Source organism: Streptomyces sp. URMC 123 (genome assembly GCF_051386515.1).
GTDB lineage: Bacteria > Actinomycetota > Actinomycetes > Streptomycetales > Streptomycetaceae > Streptomyces.
The window spans coordinates 1-10,101 of sequence record NZ_JBPQTV010000236.1 but is presented as its reverse complement, the minus strand read 5'-3'; the positions used below and the strand labels follow the sequence as shown (position 1 = coordinate 10,101).

The following is a 10,101-nucleotide window of genomic DNA, read 5'->3' as shown; positions in this document are numbered from 1 at the left end:
TCCTGCCAGGCCAGCCAGAGGGCGTGCAGGCGGGCGACGGCCTGGGGGTGTTCGAACCAGCGTGCGCACCAGGGTGCCGCCCAGCCAGGCCCCGGCGAACAGCGCCCCGCCGCCGAAGACAACCCCGACGATGGCGAGCGGTGCGGCGGTGCCTCCGCCCCCGCTGGTGGTGGGTCGGCTGGTGCTCACGTGTGTCTCCGTCGCATGGCCTTGTCGGTGTCGAACTGCTCTTTCTCGGTGTCGGTCAGCTCCAGCCGGACCGGCGTGCCGGCCCGTGTGCCGATCTTGATCAGGTATTTGCCGCGGCCGCGGTGCTGCTGGGTGGTGCCGTCCACGCCGGTGATGGTGGGGCTCGACCAGGAGGCCACCATCGCCATCTCCGCGTCGGTCAGGGGCCGCTGCGCGCTGACGCGCTCCAGCTCGCCGTGGGAGAGGGCGCCCAGGACGAGGGAGTCGCAGCGGTCCATCAGACCCAACGCCTTGGCCCGGTCCTCGGGGGTGGGCAGGCTTTCGGGGTCGCGCAGGCTGTGGGTGACGAAGATGGTGACCTCGCCCTTGGAGCGGTTCAGGCGGGTCATGGCGTCCATGGCGTCGACCATCCCGGCGCCGGCCCGCAGCGCCCGCCACATCTCGTCCAGCGGCAGCACCAGGGGCCGGTTCATCATGCCCAGCGCGCGGGCGGAGTCGATGGCGCTGTAGGAGTACGCCCAGGTGGCCAGCAGGCCGGCCGCCACGACGTTGTTCCCGGCCGTCAGCAGCGCGGACAGGTCCACGCTCAGCGCCGGGGCCTCCAAATCCACTGGGGTGGTGGTCGGCCCGTCGAACAGGCCCGACAGGGGGCCGTCGCACAGGTTCTCCAGCGCCAGGGTCACCTCGCGGACGTGGGAGCGGTATTCGTTCTCGGAGGAGACCATCAGGCGCGACCACAGTGCGTCGGAGCCGTCGCGCAGCAGTTTGATGACGTCGGGCACCACCGGGTCCTCTCCCAGCAGTTTCTCCGACACCACGCGGATGGCGTGGGTGACCACGTTGGACTCGGTGGCGTTCGGGCGCCGGCCCAGGCCCACCTCGGTGGCCAGAAGGGCTTGCAGGAGCTCGCCGCGGCGGCCGTTGATCTCTGCCAGCAGCGGCTCCCGGCGGGATTCGGGCAGCGTCGGCAGCAGCGGCCGCAGAGGGCCGGAGTCGAGCGGGTTGAGCCGGTCCAGGCCGCGGCCGATGCGCACGACCTGCCCGCCCAGGGAGCGGACGATCGGCGCGTACTCGCCCTTCACATCGCCGGGGACCACGCACTTGTAGCCGTAGGCGCTGTAGACGGTGGCCACGCGTTTGGTGAACGCCGACTTTCCCGCGCCGGGCTGGGCCATCACCCACACACCCGGGTTCTGCGTCAGCTTGCCCACCCAGCCGCCCGGGTCGAAACAGACCAGCTCGTGGGTGAGCATGTCGGGGCCGATCGGCACCCCCTCCGGGGGCAGGCCGGCACCGAGCACGAACGGGTACAGGCCGCCGACCTGCGCGGTGGTGCCGATGTAGACGGAGCCGCGGTCGAGGTTGGCCGCGCGGCCGCGGCCGGCGCCCGGCCAGCCCCGGCGCCCGGCGATCACCTTCGGGTTCAGCTGATGGGCCATCGGCTCCGGCTCGCCGCCGGCCGCTTTTCGCGGCGCGGACTGTGCGGCCGCCTTGTTGCGTCTCATGACGCCCCCTCCCCTCTGTCGACTCAGGCCAGCGGATTGACACCGACCGGCAGGCCGACCGCGAAGGCCGCCGCCTGCCCGCCGTAGGCGTAGCGGAACCGCAGGCCGCCGGAGAGCTTGGCGGCCTTGTCCACCTCGCGGATCGCCGCCGGCAGGTCCTCGGCGTTCTCGACGGTGGTCGTCACGTACAGCGACCACTGCACCAGCCCGGCGCCCAGCGCCTCCTCGGTGGCCGACCGCTCGGCGTGCTCGGCGTCGACCCGCTCGCGCCGCGTCGTGGAGCGCTGGGTGCGGCGCCGGTATTCGGCCCGCGCGTCGGAGGCGTTCACCTCGCGCTCGACCACCGCGGCCGCCTCCTCCGTCGGCAGCACCCGGTAGGCGAGCGTGATACGGCGGGTGAACTTGCCCGGGGCCAGCAGCTTCAGCAGCACGTCGTAGGGGACGGGCTTGCGCGGAGCCTCCCGCAGCACCCACGACACCGAGTGCGCCCCGTCGTGCCGGTAGACCGTCCAGTCGTCCTCAGCGGCCACCGGCCCGGCCTCATGCCACGTCAGCGCCGCGATCTGCTCCTGGGGGGCGTCCATGTCGGCCGGCGAGTACGCGCCGCGCACCAGGCGCAGCAGGTCCACATCCGTGGCCCGGCGCACGATGTCCGCGCCGGCCCCCGACAGGTCGACCCCGTCCAGCACCCGCAGCGTCTCGGCCGCCGCCTCCGCCGGAGTGCGCGGCCGCTGCGCCGAGGAGCGGTAGGGGTCGGTGGTCAGAGTCAGCCAGGCCGCCAGCTGGGCCGAGGCACGCGGCGCCCGGGCCACCAGCTCCCGCACCGCCTGGCGGGCGGCCGCCGGGGCAGACGGGTCCAACCGCTCGGTGACGTGGTCGGTGAGCGCCTGCCCGGAGGAGGGCCGCACCTGGATCGTGACGGATGCTCCCAGCAGCGTCTCCTCGTTCGCCAGCCGCGCCAGCGTCTCGCCCCAGGCCGCCGCCGAGCCGTTCTGCGCATCCGACGGGGCAAGCAGGGAGCCGGCCGGCGACAGCAGCAGGGAGGCAGTCATCTGGCCCGTGCGCTGGTTCCACACCAGGCCCACCGGCTCACTGCCGGTGGAGTCCTGCACCCGCAGCAGCTTGGTGGGCGCCACGATCCCGGGCAGGTCGAGCGCTTGCGGAGAGGCCAGGAACTGCCCCCGGTAGGAGGTCTCGCCGCGGTAGGCGGCCCACTGCCACCGCAGCCGCGCCGCCACGAACGACAGCAGCGGAGTGCCATGGCGCTGCCACACGGTCAGCACCATGACCACCAAGGCCACCGGAACGGTGACCGGCAGCGTCCCCAGGCCACCGACGTTCAGCACGATGATCGGCACGATCAGCGCCAGCACGACCACAGCGGTCTGCGCGCCGTTGAGATGCCCGATCCCCAGGGTGCGCGAGCGCCGCCAGCCGCCGTAGAGCCTCGATACGGTGCTCACTGCTTGCTCCCCTCCGACATGGTGTTCCCGGCCGTCTGAATGCCCTGGTGCGCGGCCTCCGCCGCCACGATCGCGATGCCGACCGGCCCCGCGGCGGCCGCGGCACCCCCGCCGGCCGCGGCGCTTCCGGTCGCACCGCCGCCCACCGAGGCACCGGTACCGGCTGTCTGCGCACCACCGGTCGCACCGCCGGTCGTGCCGGCAGCCCCCGCGGGGGCCTGCTCACCGGCGGTCCCGGCCGCGCCCGGCGCACCCGGGGCTCCCGGCTGCCCCGCTCCGCCGCCCGTGCCGCCGTTCGGCGACGACGTGGTGTCGGTGCTGTTGGCGTGCTGCACGGCCGTGTTGCTGCTCGCAGGGGGCGTGTCCGGGCCGTTGCCGCTGTTCTGCCGGTCCATGTACTCGGCGTGCTGGGTGGCCGAGGTGGGAGCGGACGGGCCGCCGTCACCGCCTCCGTTGCCCCTGCGGGCCATCAGGTCACCGGCGGCGTCCAGCAGCCTCGACAGGCCGGCACCTCCGGAACCGCCACCGGTCATGGCGACGCCGAGCGGCGAGAAGATGCTGATGAGCGCCTTGAGCGCGAAGACCGACAAGACGAGCGTGACCACCCCGCGGGTCCAGTCGACCATGGTGGGGGCGTTCGACATCTCCAGGAACCCGACGCTGAGGATGACAGCGGCCATCGGCTTGTAGACGATCACGGTCATGATCGCGGTGGCGAGCCGCGGCAGCCACTGCCGCGTGCTGGACCCACCAACCTGACCCGCCGCGGCGATCGGCAGCAGCAGGCCCTGGATCGGGACCGCGGCCTGACGCAGGAACAGCAGCACGACCTGGCACAGGCCGACGAGCAGCACGATCGCGGCGATCACGATCATCCCCATCGGGTTCTCCAGCGCCGGCAGCAGCACCTTCACGATCACATCGGGCGCGTGCTGCCGACCGCCGAACGACACGTCCAGGATCGCCTCGGTCAGCGTGTCGGAGGCCACCAGCAGCGCGTCGATGACGGTGATGCCGATCGCGGACACCAGCACGGCCACCATCAGGCCCTGCACCGCCTCCAACAGAGGGGTGCCCTTGCGGCGGATCGCGGTCCGAATGCCCTGAATGATCGTCAGCAGTGTGGCGATCATGACCCCGATGCCGAACATGATCGCCTGCAGCGACACCGAGTTGAAGGAGGCGCCCGCACTGCCCTTGCACCGCGGGTCCTGTTCCTGCTCTCCGTCTGTCGCCTTCTCAGGTTTTTGACACTCGGGAGCCTTCACCGTGGTGACGCCGGAATCCTTGATCTGCACCGACTTCATGGTCAGCCACCACGTCAGTGTTTCCCTCAGCGTGGTGGCGGTGAAATCGGCCAACGCCTGAGCGATGGGCTTCACCGTGGTGCTTTCCAAGGTTTCGACGAAAGCCTCTTTCGTCTTCTTCTTGACTTCCTTCACGGTTGCGCAGGCAGCTGACATACCCCACGATGCGCCGCAGACCGAATCCCAGAAACCGGCCGGGAGGGCCGCCGGCGCCACGGCCGCAGGCCGGGCCACTGCCGGGGCGGCGGGCGCCGCGGTGGCGGCCGGGGCGGAAAGGGAGACGAGAACCAGCAGCGAGGCCAAGCAAACAAGGAGCCGACGGGAAAGAGTCATCGTCGGCCGTCCTCCAGAATGGCTATCCAGCCGACGCGGTTGAAGCCTTCGTCTCCAAGGTCAAAGGGCTCCGGCAGCTTCCCGGGGGGCGCGAATGCTTCTTTCCAGTCGCTTCCGTCCCAGACGGCCGTCCCCGCGATGGCGACGAGGCGAGTTTTGGGCTCCGCGCCGGTCCCGGGGTTGGTCACCAAGCGGATGTTGACCCACACCTTCACGTGTGTGTCGTCCTGCCGCTGCCACTTCACCGCGAGGGGGACGGGGGAGAAGGACGCGTCCTGCGGAAGCGTTCCTTCGGTCGGGAGGCCCGCCGCTTTCCGGTTCTCCGCCGCTGCCCGCTGAGCAACAGCCTTGGCGGATTCAGCTTCCTTCGGCAGCGAATAGGTGACGACGGCCTTCTCGATGTCGGCTGCCTCCAGGCGCCAGCTGGCCCGGACGACGGAGACCATCATCGCCGCGGCGCCGGCTTCCGTCTTGGGGAACTTCACCGGCAGGCCGTTGGCCGTGGCGGCCCCTTCCGGCAGCTTCACCCAGTCCTTCGGCTGGGCGTAGGCACCGTCGGAGGGCGTGGCGGCGGCGGCCGGGGTGGGCTGCCCGGCCCCCGACCCGGACCCAGCGCCGCTCGGGCTCTGGCCGGCGTTCTTCGTGCCGCCGCCGAAAACGAGCAGGAGCACGACGATGACGGCCAGCACCACAACGATGGCGGCCAGGGTGAACAGGCCCCGGCGCATCCGCTTATGGGCAGCGGCTTGGAGGTCGAGTGACATCCCCCGGCCCCCGCTCAGGCGCCGAAGAACATCGGGACCGCGCCGCCGGCCAACGAGGCGACGGAGATACCGGCGATGACCCAGATGATGCCGGAGGCGCCCTCAGCGGCCAGGTTGGAGCGGTTGCGGCGGCCGAGCATCATCATGATGCCGCAGGCGATCAGGCCGAGGATGCCTGCCATCACGGCGATCCACTTCGCCCAGGCAACCCAGCCGCCGAAGACCTCCTCCATGCCCGGAGGCGCCTCCGGCTTGGGGTTGGGGAAGTTGCCATCCGCGAGCGTGACCATGTCAGACGCGGCGTGTATGAAGTGCGACATGAAGGAACTCCTGGGGTCTGGTCAGTCGGTGAGGCGCAGGCCGGCCCGCAGGCCGGCGGCGGCCTTGGCGACGGAGCGGTGGTGAAGCGCTTCCTCGGGGCTCTCGGCGCTGCGCAGGGCGGCCAGGTACGGCACGTGCACGGTGCCCAGGACCCGGGAGCCGAGGGCCCGCAGCCGGCAGGAGACCGCGGGCAGCAGCGGCAGCGGGGCATCACGGACGACCACGAGCCAGGGCCGGCCCAGGTCGGGATGCCAGTGGCCGAGCAGATGCGCGACCTGCCGGATGCCGTACGCGGTGGAGCGGGCCACCACCACCGGGGCGTGATCGGCTGGCAGCGACGCCCCCGGCGGCAGCTCAACGGCCCGCCCCTGCCGCTGCGGATCGAGCATCAAAGCCGTGGCCGACACCCCCGCCCCGCCATGAGCGCCGAGGATTGCGAACCGCGGGCGGTAGGAGTGATCCATCGTCGACTCCCCCCTGAAACTCTGGATCTTGCTGACCCGTAGGTTAACATAGGCAACTGACAGTAGTTACTTATTGGTAAGACTTATATAGGTTGGTGGAATGACGCGCAGCGGCGGCATGACGGCCTTCCGGCCCGAACGTATGCGGCACCACCGACAGCGGGCCGGGCTGAGTCTGGGGCAACTGGCGCTGCTCGCCGGCATCAGCCCGGAGACGGCCCGCAAGGCCGAGTCCGGAGCGCGCAGCCCCACCGCCCGCGTGGTCCTCTCCCTTGCCCAGGCGCTGCGCGTGAGCGCCGACGAACTCGCGCCGTCGCAGGGCCCGGTGACGCTGAAGCAGCTCCGGCAGCGCACCGGACGGACGCAGCGCCAGGTGGCCGAGGCGATCGGCATGTCGGCCCAGATGGTCAGCCGTGTGGAAGCGGGCGTGTACCGCGTGCGCGCGCCGGATCGCTGGGCGCCCGCCTATCAGGTCACCACCGACCAGTGGCTCGTGGCGTGGCAGGCCGGGCGGGACGCGCACCGCCGGCGCATCGAAGAGGCACGCGGGGGGACACGAGAATGACCAAACCGATCACCGCGGCCATCGCCGTGGCCTGCGCACCGGTGCTGATGCTGTCCCTGATAGCCGGCGTGGTGTTCGCCTCCGAGGACGGCCGGCGCGGCAGCGCCGGGCAGGGCTTGGCCGGCGCGGGCGGAGGGCTCAAGGAGGGGGTGGGCGGCCGGTTCCGGCCCTGGATACTCAAGGCGGGCGCCACCTGCCCGCAGGTGAGCCCCGCCCTGATCGCCGCCCAGCTCTCGGCGGAGAGCAACTTCAACGACACCGCCCAAGGCCCTCCCCTGGCAGGCGGCGTCCGGGCCCAGGGGATCGCCCAGTTCATCCCCTCGACGTTCGCGACCTACGGCCAGGACGACGACGGCAACGGCCGCGTCAGCGTCTGGGACGCGGGCGACTCGATCATGGCCCAGGCCCGCCTGATGTGTCAGCTCGTCAAGGACGCCGAGCGCTCCGGCTACTCAGGAGGAACGATTCCTCTTGCGCTCGCCGGCTACAACGCCGGCTGGGGCCACGTCGCCCGCTACCAGGGCATACCGCCGTTCAAGGAAACCACCGGCTACATCGCCGCCATCATGAAACAGGCCGCGGAGTGGACGGCGGCCGGCAGCGGCGGCGGATCGTCCCGCTTCACCGACGGCCGGCAGAGCTGGACCCTGAACAACCCCCGCACCGTCGAACAGGCCATCGCATGGGCCAAGGCCAACGCCGGCGCCAACTCCAGCGCCGGCTGGTACAACCGCTGCCTGGCCTACACCTCCATCGTCTACGGCTGGAACTTCTCCGGCGTCACCTACGCCATCGACCACTTCAGCGTCGTTCCCAAAGAAATGCAGCACACCGACCGCAACCCGCCCCCAGGCGCGCTCATGTACTGGGACACCGGCAGCCGCGCCGGACACATCGCCGTCTACCTCGGCAACGGGCAGATCGCCTCCAACGACATCCTCCGCCGCGGCTACATCGACATCGTCAGCGCCGACCTCATCGAGACCAAGTGGGGCGCCCGCTACGTCGGCTGGACACCACCCCACTTCCCCCGCGCCGGGTAAACGTTCCGCCATGCCGCGCCGACTCTGTCCGAACCCGGTGCCGCGCGGTGGCGCTGGAGCAGGCGGCGGCAGAGGCGGGTACCCGTTTCAGCCCCCAGGGCCTGAGCGGCACGCGGGTCGAGGAGTACGTCCGCGGGACTTCGGTGCGGTGGCTGGCGGCATGTCCGTATGCTCACCGTATTCACGCAGGCCACGGCGCTCCGAGCCCCGGCCGACCGACCGAAAGGACTTCCATGGCGACACCGTCGCTGCGTGCGTACTTCAAGGACTATGCGGCAGGCCGAATTGCCCGTGAGGAGATGCTGGCCACCGTGGCCGCGTGGCCGCTCGAAGAGCGTGAATGGGACCTTGCGCACACTCTGCCCGACCACCAGGACAACACGGCGGAGGTGATCTCCGGTGCCGTGCTGCTCCACCAGATCACCGAGGACGACTACCAAGAGATCTGGCGCCGACGCGGCCAGATACTCTGATCGCCTCAAGACGATCTTCACCGGAGGGGTCGGTCAGCAGGGTGAATGTGCTACGTGAGGACTACCGCGAGCTCTATCGCCACCTACAGGCAAGGATGTCCACCGGCGACCTCTCTGCCGGCCCCCGCGACACCTTTGCCCAGCACTTCCAGGGCGGCGTGTGGTCGCCGGAGCGCATGCGGCTGCACCGTGCGGTCATGGACGAAGCCATAGCCAAGGCCGCAGGGCTTCCCCGTGACGGCCGCGCGGTTCTCCTCACCTCCGGGCCGCCCGGCGCGGGGAAAGGAACTTCGCTCCGGCTGCTGGAGAATCGTCAAGGGGATGCCACCGAGCTCGGCCAAGCCCTTGCTGAGGCCCACGGTGTCGACCCATCCACATACGTTCGCCTCGACCCGGACGAGTTCAAAGAGGCGATCATTCGGCACGGCGGAGCCCCGACCCTATCGGCAGAAGCGCGTCGACTTCCCGGAGGCCGCCAGCTGGCGCCCGCCGAGCTCGCCGCCCTCGTGCACCGGGAAAGCGCCTACCTCCAGGATCAGTTCGAGGTTTGGGCCCGCGGACAAGGTCACAACCTCATCTATGACGGCACCATGAAGAATCTGCCCAAGACCGAGGCGCTCCTGGGGGATCTCGCGCGTGAGGGATACGGGCAGCGCATCGTGCTGTCCGTCGAGGTGCCCTTGCGGACCTCCCTCGAGCAGAACGCCCTGCGGTGGCAGGAGCTCCGTCTGGAGTTCGATGCCGGCCGCGATTCGTACGGTGGGCGCATGGCCCCTGAACCCCTGATTCACGCTCTCTACCCCCAGGGTGGTGCGTCCGCTCATTCTGTCAGCCGTACCAACGCCCACGCCCTCCACGCCCAAGGTCATGTCACCGGCCTGATCGAGCTCGACCGCGGCGACTGGGAGGTCGTCCCGAGCCCTGGCCGGCACGCCCCTGTCCTCCGGCATCAGAGCCAGGAGAACGGGATGCGCATCCGGATCGCGGCGGCTGCCAACGCCGCCTCCGCCACGGCCGCCCGGCCGACCGCCAGGGCCGTGGTACAGCCGGCCGCCCAGCCACGACAGCAGCCCCACCATCGCGACCACGGACACGGACGCGCCCGCTGAGCTCTACGGGCACGTTGCCGCGCAGTGACGATGGCGTCTCATGTCCGGAGGGCGGCCGGGGTGGCAGCCGTGACCGATATGGGTAGATTCATCGGTACCGGACGCAGGGAAGGACGGTCATGGCGACACAGGATCTGGGAAGTCTGCTCGATGGCCTGATCGGTGGCGGGAAGGGCGGGGGCGGGCTCGTCGCCTCGCTGATCGCCACGCTCGGCAGCGCCGGCGGCGGGGGGACCGGCAATCCGCTGAGCGGTCTGATCCAACAGCTCTCCGAGGGCGGCCTCGAGGAGCGGGTGCGCTCCTGGGTGGGCACCGGCGGGAACGAGGCGGTCAGCGGGCCCGAGGTGGCGCAGGCGCTGCCGTACCAGGCGCTCGACCACGTGGCGCAGGAGGCCGGGATCTCGCCCGAGTCCGCGGCGGACCGGCTCGCCCAGACGTTGCCGGTGGTGGTCGACCGGCTCACCCCGCAGGGCGACGTGCCGGAGGGGTCCCTGGAGGACCTGATTCGCGCGCGGCTCTGACCCCCGGCCCCCGCCGGCCGGTACGAGGTCCCGCCGGCCGGCGC

11 protein-coding genes and 1 pseudogene are annotated in these 10,101 nt (G+C 71.0%); 5 read left to right on the top strand and 7 right to left on the bottom strand.

The features are described from left to right. The 7 genes and pseudogenes from ACSNOD_RS23005 to ACSNOD_RS22975 form a co-directional block, all read right to left on the bottom strand. Positions 1–74: pseudogene (locus tag ACSNOD_RS23005) on the bottom strand (DUF4913 domain-containing protein); the annotation flags it as partial. Positions 75–185: 111 nt separating this feature from the next. After that, positions 186–1,694 carry an ATP-binding protein gene (locus ACSNOD_RS23000; RefSeq protein ID WP_436768921.1) on the bottom strand — a complete coding sequence of 503 codons (1,509 nt, stop codon included), beginning with the start codon at positions 1,692–1,694 and terminating at the stop codon, positions 186–188. 23 nt (positions 1,695–1,717) lie between these two features. After that, the gene (locus tag ACSNOD_RS22995) at positions 1,718–3,157 is read right to left on the bottom strand and encodes an SCO6880 family protein (protein WP_436768920.1); all 1,440 of its coding nucleotides are present in this window, start codon (positions 3,155–3,157) and stop codon (positions 1,718–1,720) included. Continuing rightward, entirely contained in the window at positions 3,154–4,767 is a 1,614-nt protein-coding gene (locus ACSNOD_RS22990) for a hypothetical protein (RefSeq protein WP_436768919.1), read from the bottom strand. Before ACSNOD_RS22990 ends, ACSNOD_RS22995 begins: the two co-directional genes overlap by 4 nt. Before the next feature lie 26 nt (positions 4,768–4,793). After that, complete coding sequence (locus ACSNOD_RS22985; protein ID WP_436768918.1) at positions 4,794–5,561, bottom strand: hypothetical protein; 768 nt, start codon at positions 5,559–5,561, stop codon at positions 4,794–4,796. A 14-nt stretch (positions 5,562–5,575) separates the two neighbouring features. Further along, a complete protein-coding gene (locus ACSNOD_RS22980) occupies positions 5,576–5,881 on the bottom strand; it encodes a hypothetical protein (RefSeq protein WP_436768917.1) in 306 nt (101 codons plus the stop codon). A gap of 21 nt (positions 5,882–5,902) precedes the next feature. Continuing rightward, on the bottom strand, positions 5,903–6,346 hold the full coding sequence (locus ACSNOD_RS22975) for a hypothetical protein (protein ID WP_436768916.1): 444 nt from the start codon (positions 6,344–6,346) through the stop codon (positions 5,903–5,905). Between the two features lie 100 nt (positions 6,347–6,446). Between ACSNOD_RS22975 and ACSNOD_RS22970 the strand changes: the two genes are divergently transcribed. The 5 genes from ACSNOD_RS22970 to ACSNOD_RS22950 all read left to right on the top strand — a co-directional run bounded on the left by ACSNOD_RS22970 (position 6,447) and on the right by ACSNOD_RS22950 (position 10,057). Next, positions 6,447–6,911, top strand: coding sequence for a helix-turn-helix domain-containing protein (locus ACSNOD_RS22970; RefSeq protein WP_436768915.1), 465 nt, complete (start codon positions 6,447–6,449; stop codon positions 6,909–6,911). Continuing rightward, entirely contained in the window at positions 6,908–7,954 is a 1,047-nt protein-coding gene (locus ACSNOD_RS22965) for a transglycosylase SLT domain-containing protein (protein ID WP_436768914.1), read from the top strand. The genes ACSNOD_RS22970 and ACSNOD_RS22965 overlap by 4 nt, the downstream gene beginning before the upstream one ends. Before the next feature lie 47 nt (positions 7,955–8,001). Next, on the top strand, positions 8,002–8,427 hold the full coding sequence (locus ACSNOD_RS22960) for a hypothetical protein (protein WP_436768913.1): 426 nt from the start codon (positions 8,002–8,004) through the stop codon (positions 8,425–8,427). A gap of 95 nt (positions 8,428–8,522) precedes the next feature. After that, positions 8,523–9,536, top strand: a complete 1,014-nt coding sequence (locus tag ACSNOD_RS22955; protein ID WP_436768912.1) for a zeta toxin family protein — start codon at positions 8,523–8,525, stop codon at positions 9,534–9,536. Positions 9,537–9,655: 119 nt separating this feature from the next. After that, complete coding sequence (locus ACSNOD_RS22950) at positions 9,656–10,057, top strand: YidB family protein (RefSeq protein ID WP_436768911.1); 402 nt, start codon at positions 9,656–9,658, stop codon at positions 10,055–10,057. The last annotated feature ends 44 nt before the right edge of the window (positions 10,058–10,101 follow it).

What these genes read in the sequence shown, in the direction of transcription:
- ACSNOD_RS22950 (WP_436768911.1), top strand. Translation starts at nt 9,656, where the DNA reads ATGGCGACACAGGATCTGGGAAGTCTGCTCGATGGCCTGATCGGTGGC.
- ACSNOD_RS22955 (WP_436768912.1), top strand. Translation starts at nt 8,523, where the DNA reads ATGTCCACCGGCGACCTCTCTGCCGGCCCCCGCGACACCTTTGCCCAG.
- ACSNOD_RS23000 (WP_436768921.1), bottom strand. Translation starts at nt 1,694, where the DNA reads ATGAGACGCAACAAGGCGGCCGCACAGTCCGCGCCGCGAAAAGCGGCC.
- ACSNOD_RS22970 (WP_436768915.1), top strand. Translation starts at nt 6,447, where the DNA reads ATGACGCGCAGCGGCGGCATGACGGCCTTCCGGCCCGAACGTATGCGG.
- ACSNOD_RS22965 (WP_436768914.1), top strand. Translation starts at nt 6,908, where the DNA reads ATGACCAAACCGATCACCGCGGCCATCGCCGTGGCCTGCGCACCGGTG.
- ACSNOD_RS22975 (WP_436768916.1), bottom strand. Translation starts at nt 6,346, where the DNA reads ATGGATCACTCCTACCGCCCGCGGTTCGCAATCCTCGGCGCTCATGGC.
- ACSNOD_RS22980 (WP_436768917.1), bottom strand. Translation starts at nt 5,881, where the DNA reads ATGTCGCACTTCATACACGCCGCGTCTGACATGGTCACGCTCGCGGAT.
- ACSNOD_RS22985 (WP_436768918.1), bottom strand. Translation starts at nt 5,561, where the DNA reads ATGTCACTCGACCTCCAAGCCGCTGCCCATAAGCGGATGCGCCGGGGC.